Raw genomic sequence first — 17,020 nt, 5'->3', positions numbered from 1 at the left:
CTGTTTTGTGAAAATTACGACGAAAAGGAGTAGGTTTGCACTCTTTATTAAAAAAATGTTAACATAAAACCTTTTATGGGGGCTAGAGTACAGGCTATAGAATATTACTTTCCTGAGAAAAAAATTACCAACCAAGATCTTAGTGAGGAATTTCCGGATTACGATTTTTCTAAGTTTGAATTTAAAATTGGTATCAGCAGCCGTTACATCGCAGCAACAGGAGAAACTGCGCTTGATTTAGCGGAGAGAGCTTGCCAAAAGCTTTTTAAACGTATTGATAAAACGCAGATAGACTACGTGCTTTATTGCACACAAAGTCCTGAATATATTATGCCCTCCACCGCTTGCATTTTACAAGATCGCTTGGGGCTTAAAAAGACAGTAGGCGCTTTTGACTTTAATTTAGGTTGCTCTGGCTATACCTATGGACTAAGCATGGCAAAGGCCTTTATAGAAAGCGGACAAGCAAATCAGGTGTTATTAGTTACAACAGATACCTACTCGAAATATATTAATAAAAAAGATAGGTCTAACAGAGCCATATTTGGAGATGCCGCTACAGCTTCGTTGGTTTCCGCTACTGCCGAAAATGGAATTTATCGATTTAAATTTGGTACGGATGGTAAAGGCTTCAACAAACTCATTGTAAAAAATGGAGGTACCAAATTCCCTGTTAACGGTCAGGCCATTGAGCACATATATGGTAGAGGTAACATTTATACCGAAAATAACCTATATATGAATGGCCCAGAAATTTTTAGATTTACTAGCACTGTAATACCTCCTTTTATAGAAGAAGTATTAAAATTTAATGAGATCAATAAAGAAGATGTAGGACAATTTATTTTCCATCAGGCAAATGCACACATGCTAAAGGTGATGCGAGAAAGGCTACTATTACCTGTTTCCAAATTTTATATTAATTTAAGAGAAGGGGGGAATACGGTTTCGTCAACGATTCCAATTGCGCTCAAAAATTATAGTAATCAAGATATGGAAAGCCAAAGCGCTACTATTATTATCGCAGGTTTTGGAGTAGGTCTGTCTTGGTCTGCAGGACTAATCGAAATTTCTAAAAATCTATAACCACCCCTTTTTCTTGAACCAGGCATAAATAGCCAAGGTTATAATAGCCATTACGAGCATGATTAATGGATATCCAAAATACCAATCTAGCTCTGGCATAAAATGAAAATTCATGCCATATACCCCCACCACGAATGTCAAAGGCATGAAGAAAACAGAGAAAATGGTAAGTACACGCATAATCTCATTGGTGCGATGAGAGGCAATAGAAAAATAAGCTGAAAGTAATTGTGCTGTGTTTTCAGATAAATTATCGTAAATATTTTGCATACGTATATATAAATCGCGTAAATCGCGCGTATAGATATTACGTTGTTTAGGAGTATCTATTTTATCAATTATTTCATACGATAAGATAAGAAGCCTTCTCATAACATCTACTTTTCTTTTTACATAATATAAGCCTCTCAAAATTGGGGCTTTTCGTTGTTTTAAAAAAACGTTCTCTTCAAAATAATCTAACGATTTGGAAAGCTTCATGCTCGGTTCTTCAAAGGTAAGTAATGCAGCTCTAATAAGTCTATTAAGCAAGCACAGCGTGTCTTTGCAGCCTATCTCATCGATCGCTTTTGCCTTTACTTCATCTATTAAGGGCTGCTCCGATCTGTGAACGGTAATCATATATTCTGATGTGAAAAATAAGGCTATTTTATTTGTTAGTTCTTGTATGGTATCAGCCTCGCTTATGGCTTGTTTAGTAAATACCCTAAATATAATAAAGGTATAATTATCAACAGTCTCATATTTTGGCAAATGATCGGGTTGCATGCAGTCTTTAATTGATGTTTCATGTAATGAGAATTGTTTGGCAATTGCCTGTATTTCTTCTGTTGTAGGATCTGTCAAATCAATCCAATCAAACCCTTGTGATGTTTTTGAGGCAAATATTCTTTCCATTTAGATCTATTTAAGATGGTCGAGCAGCAAATAATCTATTCAAATTGAGCAGCAGGCAGAATCTTTAAAATGTTCGATTATATGCTATGTCCAATAACATGCAACACTTTAATGCTATGCTGTTTGTTTTTTTTCCGCTGCCGCTTGTACGTCTTCGATGTCCACTTCCAAGGAAGATTGTTCCTCGGAAGCAGTAATTTCATATTGTAAATTTATAAAAATTGGGAAATGATCCGAATTGAAATTGGAAAGCCTTTTCATTTCCTTCAATTTAAAATCTGTCGAAAAAAAAGCATGGTCTAAAGGAAAACGCATAAAAGGATAATGGGCATGAAAGGTGTTAAAAAAACCTCTGCCTCTTCTTGGGTCAAGCAAGCCGCTCATTTTTAAGAATAATTCTGTAGTATAGCTCCAAGCCACATCATTTAAATCTCCAATAACTATAACAGGAATTGTCGATGCTCTGGCTAAATCAGCTATAAGTAATAATTCTTTATCTCGTTCTGTAGAACGAGGGTTTTCATTAGGAACAGGGGGAGTGGGATGAACAGCATACAACTGTATTTTCTTACCATTATTTAAAAGTATTTGGCAATGAATTGATGGAATATCATCTTCAACCATATATTTTATCTCCCAATCGAAAAGTTGAAATTTAGAATATAGCAACATCCCATACGTATTTTCTAGTGGAACCCTGATGTGATGAGGATATTCTTTCTCCAAACCCCTTGTCGACTCGTCCCAACGTTTGTTCGTTTCTAATAATAATAATACATCTGGCTGTGCTTTTTTAATTTCTTTCAGACAGCCTTTTGTATTTGTATTATCTTCATACACATTGGCAATCATAAGACTGATGCAACTGTTTGGATTATCAATACCAGCGGTAAGTACCTGCTTTCTAGCAAATGGTGTGAAAGGAAAAACCTGCGATGAAAGATAAATGATGGCGAAGAAGATTGTAATCGTTAAAATCCAATGGAATACAGAATCCACCTTAAAGAATACAAGTAATAAAATAAAACAGATCACAGATAGTGTTAACTTTTGTAAACGCGGATAGTCAAAGACTCTAAATGTCCAATAATCATGTCTTACAAGCGGTAACAGCGTGGAACAAATTAGCAAAATAGCCAGAATATTAATAAACAAATACATTCTCTAAAATAGTATTTTTTTGTAATTCTACATTATTTTTAATTGAGACCGATGATGCTTGTTGAAAATTGTGAAGATACGTAAATTAATGACCTGATATGTCTTTACATGCGAAAAGGAATTAATCAATTGACTTAACCTATTAACTGTTGCAATGATCGGAAAACAAACTATATGCTTCCATAAAGCACCCTGTTTGCTATATGAGTTTCGCTGTAAATGAAAGTAGATAATTGACCGTACAACAACCTGTAATAAATACCTAGCAGCAAACCTTAAAAATTAGGCTATAAACCATTATATTTACAGTCTCTATTGCTTTCGATAAATAATTATCCATTCTACTAATCGTTTTAAATGAAACACCATCATGAGCAAGCGCTCAAAAACAGTAACGAATATTGCTCATGATAGCTTCATAGCCATTTTAAAAACAATTTATACTGATGAAAATTAAAAAATTAAAATTCTACGGTCTGACTACGGTATTGTTTCTGAGTATATATTTCAATCTATCAACAAGCTTTGCACAACATAACCCAATTGTTGCGGGTTGGTATGCAGATCCTGAAGGCATAAGGTACGGGGATGAGTACTGGATTTTTCCAACCTATTCAGCCCCCTATGAAGAACAGATTTTTATGGATGCATTTTCTTCAAAAGATCTAAAAACCTGGACAAAACATGCGCGTATTATTGACACGAGCAGTGTTAAGTGGGCAAAAAAAGCTATGTGGGCCCCTGCTGTTTTAAAAAAAGATGAAAAATATTATCTTTTTTTTGGAGCAAACGATGTTCACGAAGGTGAGGTCGGTGGAATTGGCGTAGCTGTTGCCGATAAACCAGAAGGCCCATATAAAGATTTATTGGGGAAACCCCTGATAAATGAAATTGTAAATGGTGCTCAACCTATTGATCAATTTGTTTTTAAAGATAAAGATGGAGCCTATTATATGTATTATGGTGGTTGGGGGCATTGTAATCTGGTTAAACTGAAAAAAGATTTTACAGGCTTGGAACCCTTTGAGGATGGTAAGCTATATAAGGAAGTCACTCCTAAAGATTATGTTGAAGGCCCTTTTATGTTTGTTAGAAACGGCAAATATTATTTTATGTGGTCAGAGGGAGGATGGACGGGGCCCGACTATAAAGTTGCATACGCAATAGCTGATTCTCCATTTGGCCCTTTTGAAAGGATCGGCACCATTTTACAGCAGGATCCTGCAATTGCAACGGGTGCTGGCCATCATTCGGTTATTCAAGGAAAAGGTAATGACGAATGGTATATTGTGTATCATAGAAGACCTCTCGGTGAAACCAGTGCGCATCATCGTGTTACCTGTATAGATAAAATGCTTTTTGATAAAGACGGTTTTATTCAACCTGTTAAAATGACTAAATAGCGATTGGTTTAATTAGGTATTCGAATTTGTTATTGGCAAAATTATTTACCTTTTGTTACTATAGCATAACTTGGTGTGTCAATATCACACAAAACATTAAGTAATGTGTTAAGCGAAATAAGACTTAAGAGTAATATGAAAATTTCAACTCAATATATAAAATGTTAAATGGGTAATAAAATATTAGTGTTTGGGGGCAAAGGACAATTAGGACAATGTTTAAGGTCTGTTTCGAAGAATGATGATTTAGTGTTTTTCTCTTCTGCCGAAGCAAATATTTGCAACAAGGAGCAAATAGAAAGCTTGTTTAATAAATATAAACCGGAAGTGATCATAAATTGCGCGGCTTATACTGCCGTAGATAAGGCCGAGGATGAAGCTGCGGTAGCTACCGCGCTGAACACAACCGGCCCTGCGTTATTAGCTGAACTATGCCGACAGTTTGACGTGTTAATAATCCACATTTCAACCGATTTTGTTTTTGAAGGTACGATAACAGGTTTGCTGAATGAAGACGAGGTAACAAAACCGACGGGAATATATGGCAAAACAAAATTAGACGGAGAACGCGCTATCCAAGAAGTTTGGAACAAGCATATAATTATTCGAACCAGTTGGCTATATTCTGAATACGCTAACAATTTTGTTAAAACGATGCTAAGGTTGGCCCAAGATAGGGATGAACTTAACATCGTAGCAGATCAGGTAGGAACACCAACCTATGCAATGGATCTAGCCAGTGCAATCTTAGCAATAATTGACAACACGGATCATAAATACGGCCTATATCATTACAGTAACGAAGGAGTCGCCAGCTGGTATGATTTTGCTCATGCTATCTTTGAATTAAGCAATAAAAAGCTTCATTTAAAGCCTATAAAAACGATTGATTTCCCAACGAAAGCTAGAAGGCCTGCCTATTCCGTGTTAGATAAAACAAAAATTAAGAAACAATTTCAATTGTCGATCCCTCATTGGCGAGAGAGTCTGAAGGTTTGTTTGATCCGGTTAAATGAATTAGGTCGGTAAGAAAAGAGACGTATGATCAATCTCGACTCAATAAAAATTGGACTTATAAGTGATAATGAAGTTATTCGTAACGTTTTAAAAATTCTTCTCATAAACCATAACAAACCTTCGTTTAATTTAGTGCTAGAATTAGATTCTTTAAGAAGTAAACCTTCAGTAGGCGAAAATAATATTGCCCCTGAAGTAGTTTTGTGTGATGTTAGTATAATTGGCAAGACGAGTATGCAACGTTTACCGACGCTATTTCAGCATTTTCAGAATTGCTTTATCATCATACTCACTGATATGGAAAATCAAGATATCATTATAAAAGCTATGCGAGCAGGTGCAAAAGGTTATGTAAAAAAGAACGCAAGCCAACAAGAATTGACACAAGTTATCATGAATGTTATTCAAGGGAATCTCCTGTCCTAAATCTTATATTAACATGAAGTGGAAAATATTAACATCGGAGTATTTAGTGAAGGCTCCTTGGGCTGTACTCCGTAGAGATAAATGCGAAATGCCTAGTGGTCATATAGTACCCGAATATTATGTTTTAGAATATCCCAATTGGGTTAATGTAGTAGCATTTACAAAGCAAAATGAAATTATACTAGTTAGACAATATCGACATGGTGCTGGTAAAGAGTTTTTAGAAATACCTGGAGGTGTTATTGACGAAGGAGAGGAGGCTTTGTTTGCTGCCAAACGAGAAATGCTGGAAGAAACAGGGTATATATTTGATAGTATGGAAAAATTGGTCGATTTATACCCAAATCCGGCGACAAGTACAAATATTACCACTACTTTTATTGCTAAAGGCGGTGTAAAAGTAAAAGAACAAGCATTAGATGATCAGGAGGAGATTGAGGTACTATTGGTTTCGATAGAAGAAACAAAAAAATTACTCAAGGATAATCAAATCGGCCAGGCACTCCATGCAGCGGCGCTTTTTTATGCGCTTAGTTAATAGACTTGTCTTGCTTTAAGGTTTGGTGGCGAATTAGGAAGCGGCTTAATTTTAAAAAACTCACAACTCATAATTCACAAACATAACTAAATCCCTACCTTTGCCATATGGCAAGAGAGATATTGGAAAATAAACGTAAAGCATTAAAAATTAATTTAAACGAACAAATTTATGGCACTTTTGCCGAGATAGGAGCCGGACAAGAAGTCGCACGTAATTTTTTTACAGCTGGGGCTGCTTCGGGAACTATTGCAAAGACAATGAGTGCCTATGATATGGCATTTAGTGATGCTATATATGGAGCAGAAGAAAATGGAAGGTATGTGAGTAGCTCTCGTTTGGAAAAAATGTTAGATCATGAATATAGGCTTTTAACCGATCGGTTAGTTGGTGCTAAATATCAAAATCGCAGATTTTTCGCTTTTGCCGATACCGTTACCACGTTGAATTTTAGCAAAACCAATGATCCTCATGGTTGGATAGGCCTACAATTTCAGTCTGAGGTTGGAGGAAATCCAAATAGTATTATCATGCATGTGCGTTTGTTGGATAGCGATGCCTCCTTACAACAAACAGTATTAGGTATTCTTGGTGTGAATCTGGTTTTTGCAGCCTATTTCTACATCCATGATATTCAAACAATGATTGAAAGCTTGGCAGATAACTTAGCTTCCGGGTCTGTAGAAATTGATTTCGTTAAGCTTAACGGGCCAATATTTAAAAATGTCAACGAAAGGTTGATCAACCTTTATCTGATAGCAAAAGGATTTTCCAGTGCCGCCATATTTGATCGCCATGGCCATGCGCATCAGGCAAAAGATTTTCTATATAAAAAGGATGTAATTATCTTAAGAACTAAATATCGACAGAAATCTAACCCCAACTTTGATTTATTTAATCTAGCAGTTGATCAATTTAAAAAAAATCTGGGTGTAAAAGATAATAATCTCCTCGTTATGATTGAAGTGCTGATGTCCAATGCATTGGATGATCATCCTGTTTTGAGTAATGAAGATTTAGAATACTTTGCAAAAAGGGCAGAAGAGATGTCTGCAACCGGTAACCATATTCTTGTCTCTAATTTTACGAGGAATCATAAACTAGCGGGATTTCTTTCACAATTTAAACCTAATAATGTTGGTATATCCACTAATATTTCGAATCTTAGAAATGTTTTCAACTCTAAAAATTATGGTGATACCTATACAGACGAATTGCTTGCTTATGTAAGCGGAATGTTTAGCAAAAATGTTAAGCTATATGCTTATCCATATTTGGATAAGACAAATAATGAAATCATTACTACCGAGAACATGCCTGTATCCACTGCGGCCAAGCCATTATTTGACTTCTTAATACAGAACCATTATATAATGGATATAGAAAACTACGACGAACGTTTTGTAAAGACGGTGTAAATGATTGTTCTATTCAGCCAAAGGGCTAAAGACATTATAAAAAAGTGTGATTGAAATGTACTGCCCCCAAAGAAGTGTCTAACTTTTTGGGGGCAGTGGTGTATTTCTTGAGGTTAAATGAATCGGTTGATGTCTTTGAGTAATCAACAAACGAATAACCATAATTGCTAACTGATAGCTATTAACTAACTAGCCGCTACTTCCTCATACTCGCTCAACGGAGGGCAAGAGCATACCAACGAGCGGTCTCCATAAGAATCGTTAACCCTTCCTACCGCTGGCCAGAATTTACGAGTAGCAACATAAGAAAGAGGGAACGCTGCTTCTTGTCGGCTATAGGGACGATCCCAAATATCCGTGCTGATCACGGCCAATGTATGGGGAGCTTGTTTCAACAAATTGTTGTTTTTATCTGTTTCTCCCATTTCAATTGCTTCAATTTCCTTCCTGATAGCAACTAAAGCATCGCAAAAGCGGTCAAGCTCTGCTTTTGGTTCAGACTCAGTTGGTTCAACCATTAAGGTGCCCGCTACTGGGAAAGACACCGTTGGGGCATGAAAGCCATAGTCCATAAGTCTTTTCGCGATATCACCTACTTCTATGCCTACGTTCTTAAAGCTTCTGCAGTCTAAGATCATTTCATGTGCGCAACGGCCATTGGCGCCTGCATATAGCACCTTATAGCTGTTTTCTAACCTAGCTTTTATATAGTTCGCATTTAAGATAGCAAATTGCGTGGCATTTTTTAATCCATCAGCTCCCATCATCGCTATATAAGCATGGGAAATGATGAGAATGGAAGCTGAGCCAAACGGGGCTGCAGAAACGGCTGAAATAGATTTGCCTTCATTAATGTTTACCACCTCATGCCCTGGTAAGAACGGAACAAGATGCTCAGCCACACCAATAGGCCCCATACCTGGTCCACCTCCTCCATGAGGAATACAAAAGGTTTTGTGCAGATTAAGATGGCAAACATCTGCACCAATAACAGCCGGACTTGTAAGACCAACTTGCGCATTCATATTAGCACCATCCATGTAAACCTGCCCTCCATTATCATGTATGATCTGGCAGATATCTATAATAGATTCTTCAAATACACCATGGGTTGATGGGTAGGTTACCATTAAACAGCTTAAATGTGCTTTATTCGCCTCCGCCTTAGCTTTTAGATCATTCACGTCAATATTTCCACGATCGTCACAGTTTACAATAACCACTTTCATCCCTGCCATCGATGCGGAGGCTGGGTTGGTGCCATGAGCAGATGAAGGGATTAGAACTACATTTCGATGATGGTCTCCTCGGTCTTCATGATATGCCCTGATAACCATCAACCCTGCATATTCACCTTGTGCTCCGGAGTTTGGTTGAAAACTCATTTTTGCAAAACCGGTAATTGCCGAAAGCCATTGGTTCAGCTCATCTAACAATTGCATATACCCACCTACTTGATCTGTCGGTGCAAATGGATGCAGTTTACTGAAGGCTTCCCAAGAAACCGGAATCATCTCCGTAGTCGCATTTAATTTCATGGTACATGATCCAAGCGGTATCATGGAGTGGCAAAGTGATAGATCTTTTGACTCCAATGATTTGATATATCGCAACATTTCATGCTCAGAATGATGTGAGTTGAATACTTCATGCGTTAAATAAGCGCTCGATCGTTGTAAGTTGCTAGGAATTACTGTTGTTAAACTACTTTCCAAAGATGCAAAGTCTAGGTCAGCCAGTGTTTTGGCTTTCACTTTGGCAAAAACTCTTACAATTTCTTTAATATCTGCTAAGGTAGTGGTTTCATCAACAGATATATTTATAGAATTCTCCGCGTAATGAAAATTCATTTCATTATTGAGTGCTTCCGCATGTAAAGGATCACATAGGTCGCCAGCACGGAGTGTCAGTGTATCGAAAAAAATGGTGTTTTCTTGCTTATAGCCTAAGAGATTTAAAGCCTTAGATAAAAGAACAGTTAAACCATGAATTCTACCAGCAATTGCTCGTATGCCCTGTGGGCCATGATAAGTAGCATAAAAACCTGCCATAATAGCTAGTAGAGCCTGTGCTGTGCAGATATTAGAAGAAGCTTTGTCTCTTCTTATATGTTGTTCGCGTGTTTGCAACGCCATTCGTAAAGCGTAGTTACCCGCTGAATCAATTGTGACGCCAATGATTCTACCGGGAATATTACGTTTATAAGCATCTTTAGTTGCAAAAAAGGCTGCATGTGGGCCGCCAAAACCCATGGGAACGCCAAAACGTTGGGAAGACCCAATGACCACGTCCGCTCCCCATTCTCCCGGGGGAGTAAGCAAGGCTAAGCTCATGAGATCTGCTGCAACGCTCAATGTTGCATCATTGGCATGTAATGCCTCAGCGAAGGCACGGTAGTCAATTACCTTTCCATCACCGGCAGGATATTGTACTAATGCTCCGAAAATATGATCATTCAGTTCGATAGTTTCATGATTACCGACCAGTAAATGAATCCCATAGGAAACTGAACGTGTTTTTAACACATCTAATGTTTGTGGAAAAACATTTTCGGATACAAAGAAGGTGTTAGCATCTTTATTTTTACGAAGGCCGTACTGCATAAACATAGCCTCAGCGGCCGCTGTCGCCTCATCCAATAAAGACGCATTGGCAATTTCCATTCCTGTAAGGTCAATAATGGCAGTTTGGAAATTTAGTAATGCCTGTAACCTGCCTTGCGCTATTTCTGCCTGGTAAGGTGTATACTGCGTATACCAGCCTGGGTTTTCAAAAACATTGCGCAATATTACAGCCGGAGTGGTGACATCGTAGTAGCCTTGGCCAATATAAGATTTAAAAACCTTATTTTTTGATGCCATCTGTTTTAGTCTATTCAAATATCCTGCTTCACTTAGTGCTGGTGGTAGATTAAGTGGGCTTTTAAGGCGAATTTTTGAAGGGATAGTTTCAGCAATCAATTGGTCATGGCTTTCAATTCCGATTGTTTTAAGCATCTCAGGTACATCCTGACCCTGAGGAGCTATGTGACGCTCCTCAAATTTCTCTTGAAAATTTATATCTAAGTTCATTCACGTATGAATTATTTTGGCAATTTCTAATGATAAGCAACCACTATTTATTGATGGTTTGAGAGGTTTCCGCTTATTTGTTACAGGGCACCAAAATCGTTTTTATTAAGGACACAAAGATACGAAAAATATGTCTTAACTTTTACGCCTTTGAAATGCGAGATGGGAAATGTTTTTGTCAGATTTGTTAGCTTTGCAAGATATGAAAAGACATATTCCATTTGTTGCAATGCTTACAGGTTTTATCTCTTTTATAGGGATCATTTATATGATGTTAACACCAAGCGTGTCGAATATTATGGTTTTTATAATATATATACTGGCCGCTTGTTCCGGAGTGCTGGGCTTGTATTTGATGGGAAAGAAAGAACAGTAGTTGGCAATGTAACTGACTAGCTAAATTGATAAGTTACATTGCCCAAATTGCTTATTCTACTTTATACCGGTAAACACCTCTACCAATATTTCCATTTTCATCCATTCCTTCTACAACGGCTTTATAAGTACCCAAGCCACTGGCATTGAAGAATTGAAAGTTGGCCTTCCCTTGATCATCCGTAATAATTGTTGGATTCCAGTAAACAGTAGTTCTTAAATCTAGCCCTGGTGTACTAGTGGGAGTATATTTGGGCATATAGAAGGTCCTTTCGGCTTGAAAACCTAATGGCGTAATAGTTACAACATTAGATTTTGGCAATAAATTTTCAAGTTCTGTTTTACTGATCCTTGTACCTTCCGGTTTCTTCTTGGTATTAATTACCAAAACACCATTACTTTGATAAGTTCTATTGACAGTGCCTAAATCATCCCGCAGAAATATTTCCACCGATTCTACCTCTGCCGGGCTCACCGTGTTAATTCCATTCACATCGATGGCCATTCCATTAAGAAAAACCTGAACAGGAGTTCGGTTGCCCTGGTTATAATCTCTCGTAATATAAAAAGTGTTGTCCATGAAGGTTAGCCCCATAGCCGCTGTCTGCAAACAGTTAATCAATAAATTGCAACCACTAAATCGTGCACCATCTATTAGGTGATCCGGAATAGGACTTAACCCAGATAAGGCAGGGTATTGCGTATGACGGGGTTTAGGCGCAGCTCTAGCAGTAATCACCACTTCCTCTAGTACGCGCTCAGTACGGTATTGTTTTTCGCTGTTTTTAAGATAGGGCGTAAGTGTACTGTCGATATTTAAAATTTCATCTGCCGCGGTATATCCTTGAGTAATAGCAGGGAATGCGTCTCCGTTTAATGTGATTTTAAGATTTTTATAATTCTCGTTATTTCGCGCACTAATTGTTATTTGTGCGGAGTCGGTAAACATTACATTGCTAAATTTGAAATTACCTTGTGCATCTGATATTGTTTCGACGGCATTTTTATTGTTGCCAATAGTGAGCTGAAGTTTTCCATTCGGAACGGCAATACCATTAAGTAAACGTAAGGCCCCGGTAATATCAACACCTTGTTCTGGCATTAGGGCTAAAGAGGGGATTTTATCCGCAATGATATCTTTGTAATCAAAACGTCTATAACCTTGTGTCATCATCAGTATATCCAATTTCGCCCGGGTTTCCGCATTTACGGTTTTAAAATAATAATTAGGTTGTTCCACATAACCTTTAATGTCGGAGCTTAAAAGTAGGCTACTTAGAATGGTGGTCTCTGCATTTTCATTGAAGGGAACCTTTGACTCATCAATTACAGCAACAGAAAAAGTACCAACGGCTTGCGTACTGTCATTCCGTGCATTTAATGATAAATTCACAAGCCCCTTTTGCTGATAGCTCTTTTTGTCAGAACTGAGACTGAGCTGAAGCTCGGTCGGCCGCTGAATAAATACAAGCCGCTCGCTTAGAGGGATTCCTGCTGGCGAAAATAAGGTAAATTGAACAATACCAGAAGGAAACTTCTCTTTCGGAACAGATGCGTTGATGCTTGCACTATTAAGTGGCGTCTGAGCGGCATAGTAAATAACACCGTCACTCTGCGCTACTATAGAAAACACTTTACCCTGATTTTGTTTAAGGTATAGATCGTTGGAAATAATTTTAAGAGCAATGTTTGTACTGTCTGTGGGATCAACAGCAAGACTCGTTCCAAAAGGTCTAACTTTTGGCAGCGAATAACTGCGCTGAGAGCCATCCGCTAACGTTATTTTTGCAGTATAGTTGACATCTGTTTGAGGTGTTAAAGTGAATTTGCCCATGCCCAAATGTGTTGTCTCCATTTTGGCAACTTCCTGATTGTTTTGATCAATCACTATACCGGTAACAGGTATTCCGAGGCCATCGCCGCCAACTGCCTTAAAAGCAATTTCGCTGGGTAAGTCGGCTATAAGATAGCCCCCTTCTGGAAAAAATTGTACATCTGGGGTTTGGAAGGCGGAACGCAATGTATAGCTGATATTAGTTGAGCGGTTGTTGTCCACGTTAATCGTGGTTTTTAAAATCCCTTCTTTTAAAGCTTGTTGTTGTTCATTGCTGAGGCTCACCTGTAAATAGCCATTTTTATCAGTATTGCCCCTACCTTTACTCAAACTGGCGGTCCCTTTCACGAGCTCCCATGTAACACGCTTATCTGCTAAGGGTTTGCCTTCTTCATCGGTATACTGAATTCGTCCATTTACAACGACAGTTTTAGCTTTGGTATCAGCAATAAAATTAGCATGTGTTTTCACTCTTTTATTGAAAACGTCGCCAATAGGAATATTCTTATTAAAGAAATAATCAGGATCAAAGTTCATCATATACTTGGTGTATGAGCGAACACGGTAGTTTCCCTGTTTGTAAATAAGTGGGTCTAACACAATGGTTCCATTTCCTGTTCCTTGGCTTATAGGAATCATTGTTGTTTTTACTAAAGAATCTCGGCTATTAAGAACCTCTATGTATAGGACTTTGCTTAATGTAGACAGTTGATGATGACTGGTGAGATAAGATTTAAACCACATGGTATCACCAACGGCATAATAAGGTTTATCAAAATGGAGATATACTTTTTCTACAGGTTGTTGTGTTGCAAGAGTATTGGTTTTTTCAACAATAGTGTTCAGATTAATTCCTTTCTGGCGAGATTGTCCCCAAGATGTAAGCGTTAAAAAAGATAAAATAATAAAAAGTGAGTATCTATTAAGATGTACCATAAAGTGATGATCAAATTTTTTGGAATGGCTAATTTATTGATTTATTCATTTACTTCTGATTTTTAACAGATTTTTAACAATATTTTTTACTTACATATTGCTGTTGATAGCTAATTCACTTCACTAATATTTCGTGATCTCACACTCGTGTTTTGTAATCCCTAAAAACGCTATAAATAGTATGAATATAAATAATTGACTGTGGTTTAATTTGAAATTAAATTGGATATTATTCGCTTTTGTCCGAAGAAGGTCCGAACAATCTCCGAATAAAGTCCTAATTAGATACGAATTAATCAATATTTTAGTAATAGCTAATCTGCATGTTAGATGCCATGCTATTTCAATATAACTAGTAATTAAATTTGCTACATATAGCAGCATCTTGATGAATCAACAACAAATAATGATGGGTGTTAGGTACTGGTCGTAAAACTTCCTACCTTTGGTGCTTAGCTGAATTGTAAGCAACAATCAGCGTTAAAGATTAAATAACTGTTATCTCGAAAGGAACAATTAAAAAATGAGTAAAATTAATCGTAAGCAAGATGCCTTGGATTATCATGCTAACGGCCGCCCTGGTAAAATAGCCGTAGTACCCACGAAACCAACTAATTCGCAACGTGATTTATCTTTAGCATATTCACCAGGTGTTGCAGAACCTTGCCTAAAGATTGCTGAAAATAAAGAAGATGCATATAAATATACTGCCAAAGGAAATTTAGTTGCAGTTATCAGCAATGGTACAGCCGTTTTAGGTCTTGGGGATATCGGACCGGAAGCAGGTAAACCTGTAATGGAAGGAAAAGGCTTATTATTTAAAATATTTGCAGATATAGATGTATTCGATCTTGAACTAGATACAAAAAATGTAGACGATTTTGTCCGTACGGTGAAATTGCTAGAACCAACTTTTGGAGGTATTAATTTAGAAGATATTAAAGCACCTGAATGTTTTGAGATTGAGCGAAGACTAAAAGAAGAGATGTCTATTCCTGTTATGCATGATGATCAGCATGGCACGGCAATTATTTCTGGAGCAGCTTTGATCAATGCTTGCGAGTTACAGAAGAAAAAACTCGATAAAGTAAAGATAGTGGTAAATGGTGCTGGTGCTGCGGCAATCTCGTGTTCTAGAATCTATATTTCTTTGGGCGCAAAACCAGAGAATATTGTGATGATTGACAGGGCTGGGGTGATTCGTAAAGACAGACAGGGTTTAGATGCATTAAAAGGAGAATTTGCTACCGAGCGTGATCTTCATACGTTAGAAGAAGCAGTAAAGGATGCAGACGTGTTTATTGGTTTATCCGCTGCAGATGTGCTGTCGGCAGAAGTGTTAAAAACAATGAATAAGAATCCAATAGTTTTTGCTATGGCAAATCCTAATCCTGAAATTGCTTACGACCTTGCTGTGAGCACCCGTAAAGATGTCATCATGGCAACTGGGCGCTCAGACTATCCAAATCAAGTAAATAATGTTTTAGGATTTCCTTATATATTCAGGGGCGCTCTTGATGTGCGGGCAACAGCTATAAATGAAGAGATGAAATTGGCGGCGGTATATGCAATTGCCCGGCTTACCAAAGAACCGGTACCAGAATCGGTGAATTTGGCTTACAACATAAATAACCTGAAATTTGGGAAAGATTATATTATCCCGAAACCTACTGATCCACGCTTAATAACAGAAGTTGCACCGGCGGTAGCAAAGGCTGCTATTACATCTGGGGTTGCGCGTGCAGAAATTACAAATTGGGAAGAATACAAAGATGCCCTTAGAAAACGTTTAGGTCTTGATGATGTGTTAATGCGTGATTTAAGTGCGGCCGCACGCCAAAATCCTAAGTGTGTTGTTTTTGCTGAAGCGGATAACTATAAAATCCTTAAAGCAGCTCAAATTGTTAAAGACGAAGGGATCGCACACCCAATACTATTAGGGAAAAAAGAGAAAATTAAACGAATAATCGTAGAGCATAGTCTAGATTTACATGATGTTAAAATTATTGATCCTTTTGAGGAAGTAGATACGCCTCAGTTTAGACAATATGTAGAAGCCCTTTATGCTAAAAGACAACGTAGGGGAATGACACTGCTTGAAGCCAATAAATTTATGTTAGATCGTAATTATTTTGGAGCAAGTATGGTAGAGTTTGGCCAAGCCGATAGCCTTATTTCCGGATTAACCAAAAATTATGCCACCACTATACGCCCTGCCTTACATGTTATTGGTACCAAACCGGGTAGTCGCGTAGCCGGTATGTACATGATGTTAACAAAAAAGGGTCCCGTTTTCTTTGGCGATACAACGGTGAACAAGGATCCTTCGGAAAGTGAGTTGGTGGACATTACGGTACTTCTTCACGATGCCGTAAAAAAAATGAATATACAGCCAAGAATAGCCTTACTATCTTATTCGAATTTCGGCTCTAATGAAGGAGAGATCCCTTCCAAAATGCGCAATGCAGTCAAAATACTGCATTCGAAATATCCTGAAATTATAGTTGACGGTGAAATGCAGGCCAATTTTGCGACAAACAGCAATATGCTTGCCGAGAACTTTCCTTTTAGCAACTTAAGTGATGGGCCTGCTAATGTATTAGTGTTTCCCACACTCGAATCAGGTAATATCGCGTATAAACTGTTGCAAGAATTGGGTGAAGCGGAGGCTGTTGGGCCGATATTGTTAGGTTTGAATAAACCTGTACACGTATTGCAATTAGGTAGTTCGGTAAGAGAAATCGTTAACATGGTAACTATTGCTGTTGTAGATGTACAGTCCAAAGAAAAAGAAGCAAACGCTAAGGCGAAAAAGAAATAAAAATTATCATATGATTAGCGAATTGGTCTATTAAGCC

General features: G+C 37.7%; 12 protein-coding genes. 8 read left to right on the top strand and 4 right to left on the bottom strand.

Features of this window, described 5'->3' with window-relative positions; all coding sequences use genetic code 11:
- The first annotated feature begins 75 nt into the window (after positions 1-75).
- Entirely contained in the window at positions 76-1,086 is a 1,011-nt protein-coding gene (locus tag BMY50_RS26210; protein WP_093332323.1) for a ketoacyl-ACP synthase III, read from the top strand.
- Here BMY50_RS26210 and BMY50_RS26205 read toward each other — a convergent pair.
- On the bottom strand, positions 1,081-1,983 hold the full coding sequence (locus BMY50_RS26205; protein WP_093332320.1) for a magnesium transporter CorA family protein: 903 nt from the start codon (positions 1,981-1,983) through the stop codon (positions 1,081-1,083). The two genes, BMY50_RS26210 and BMY50_RS26205, sit on opposite strands and share 6 nt — an antisense overlap.
- A gap of 114 nt (positions 1,984-2,097) precedes the next feature.
- On the bottom strand, positions 2,098-3,144 hold the full coding sequence (locus BMY50_RS26200; RefSeq protein ID WP_093332317.1) for an endonuclease/exonuclease/phosphatase family protein: 1,047 nt from the start codon (positions 3,142-3,144) through the stop codon (positions 2,098-2,100).
- A 446-nt stretch (positions 3,145-3,590) separates the two neighbouring features.
- On the opposite strand from BMY50_RS26200, the gene BMY50_RS26195 reads away from it, so the two are divergent.
- From BMY50_RS26195 to BMY50_RS26175, 5 genes are all read left to right on the top strand, one after another.
- Complete coding sequence (locus BMY50_RS26195; RefSeq protein WP_093332301.1) at positions 3,591-4,547, top strand: glycoside hydrolase family 43 protein; 957 nt, start codon at positions 3,591-3,593, stop codon at positions 4,545-4,547.
- Between the two features lie 168 nt (positions 4,548-4,715).
- Positions 4,716-5,576: a dTDP-4-dehydrorhamnose reductase gene (rfbD, locus tag BMY50_RS26190; RefSeq protein ID WP_093332288.1), complete on the top strand. Its 861-nt coding sequence runs from the start codon at positions 4,716-4,718 to the stop codon at positions 5,574-5,576.
- A gap of 12 nt (positions 5,577-5,588) precedes the next feature.
- On the top strand, positions 5,589-5,990 hold the full coding sequence (locus BMY50_RS26185) for a response regulator (RefSeq protein ID WP_093332287.1): 402 nt from the start codon (positions 5,589-5,591) through the stop codon (positions 5,988-5,990).
- Positions 5,991-6,003: 13 nt separating this feature from the next.
- Positions 6,004-6,528 (top strand): NUDIX hydrolase, encoded by a 525-nt coding sequence (locus BMY50_RS26180; RefSeq protein WP_093332286.1) that lies wholly within the window; start codon positions 6,004-6,006, stop codon positions 6,526-6,528.
- 107 nt (positions 6,529-6,635) lie between these two features.
- Entirely contained in the window at positions 6,636-7,946 is a 1,311-nt protein-coding gene (locus tag BMY50_RS26175; RefSeq protein ID WP_093332283.1) for a nicotinamide mononucleotide adenylyltransferase, read from the top strand.
- A gap of 185 nt (positions 7,947-8,131) precedes the next feature.
- On the opposite strand, the gene gcvP is transcribed toward BMY50_RS26175, so the two are convergent.
- Positions 8,132-11,017: an aminomethyl-transferring glycine dehydrogenase gene (gcvP, locus tag BMY50_RS26170; RefSeq protein WP_093332279.1), complete on the bottom strand. Its 2,886-nt coding sequence runs from the start codon at positions 11,015-11,017 to the stop codon at positions 8,132-8,134.
- Between the two features lie 202 nt (positions 11,018-11,219).
- Between gcvP and BMY50_RS28255 the strand changes: the two genes are divergently transcribed.
- Positions 11,220-11,393 carry a hypothetical protein gene (locus tag BMY50_RS28255; protein ID WP_162276677.1) on the top strand — a complete coding sequence of 58 codons (174 nt, stop codon included), beginning with the start codon at positions 11,220-11,222 and terminating at the stop codon, positions 11,391-11,393.
- 51 nt (positions 11,394-11,444) lie between these two features.
- On the opposite strand, the gene BMY50_RS26160 is transcribed toward BMY50_RS28255, so the two are convergent.
- Positions 11,445-14,162, bottom strand: coding sequence for a hypothetical protein (locus BMY50_RS26160; protein WP_093332269.1), 2,718 nt, complete (start codon positions 14,160-14,162; stop codon positions 11,445-11,447).
- A 523-nt stretch (positions 14,163-14,685) separates the two neighbouring features.
- Between BMY50_RS26160 and BMY50_RS26150 the strand changes: the two genes are divergently transcribed.
- Positions 14,686-16,983 carry an NADP-dependent malic enzyme gene (locus BMY50_RS26150; protein WP_093332259.1) on the top strand — a complete coding sequence of 766 codons (2,298 nt, stop codon included), beginning with the start codon at positions 14,686-14,688 and terminating at the stop codon, positions 16,981-16,983.
- Positions 16,984-17,020: the final 37 nt, after the last annotated feature.

This window comes from Olivibacter domesticus (assembly GCF_900109575.1).
GTDB classification, from domain to species: Bacteria; Bacteroidota; Bacteroidia; order Sphingobacteriales; family Sphingobacteriaceae; genus Olivibacter; species Olivibacter domesticus.
This window is presented reverse-complemented; position numbering and strand designations above follow the sequence as displayed.

Coding starts and splice junctions, on each gene's coding strand:
- BMY50_RS28255 (WP_162276677.1), top strand. CDS start 11,220: ATGAAAAGACATATTCCATTTGTTGCAATGCTTACAGGTTTTATCTCT.
- BMY50_RS26175 (WP_093332283.1), top strand. CDS start 6,636: ATGGCAAGAGAGATATTGGAAAATAAACGTAAAGCATTAAAAATTAAT.
- BMY50_RS26200 (WP_093332317.1), bottom strand. CDS start 3,144: ATGTATTTGTTTATTAATATTCTGGCTATTTTGCTAATTTGTTCCACG.
- BMY50_RS26160 (WP_093332269.1), bottom strand. CDS start 14,162: ATGGTACATCTTAATAGATACTCACTTTTTATTATTTTATCTTTTTTA.
- BMY50_RS26195 (WP_093332301.1), top strand. CDS start 3,591: ATGAAAATTAAAAAATTAAAATTCTACGGTCTGACTACGGTATTGTTT.
- BMY50_RS26150 (WP_093332259.1), top strand. CDS start 14,686: ATGAGTAAAATTAATCGTAAGCAAGATGCCTTGGATTATCATGCTAAC.
- BMY50_RS26180 (WP_093332286.1), top strand. CDS start 6,004: ATGAAGTGGAAAATATTAACATCGGAGTATTTAGTGAAGGCTCCTTGG.
- rfbD (WP_093332288.1), top strand. CDS start 4,716: ATGGGTAATAAAATATTAGTGTTTGGGGGCAAAGGACAATTAGGACAA.
- BMY50_RS26210 (WP_093332323.1), top strand. CDS start 76: ATGGGGGCTAGAGTACAGGCTATAGAATATTACTTTCCTGAGAAAAAA.
- gcvP (WP_093332279.1), bottom strand. CDS start 11,017: ATGAACTTAGATATAAATTTTCAAGAGAAATTTGAGGAGCGTCACATA.
- BMY50_RS26185 (WP_093332287.1), top strand. CDS start 5,589: ATGATCAATCTCGACTCAATAAAAATTGGACTTATAAGTGATAATGAA.
- BMY50_RS26205 (WP_093332320.1), bottom strand. CDS start 1,983: ATGGAAAGAATATTTGCCTCAAAAACATCACAAGGGTTTGATTGGATT.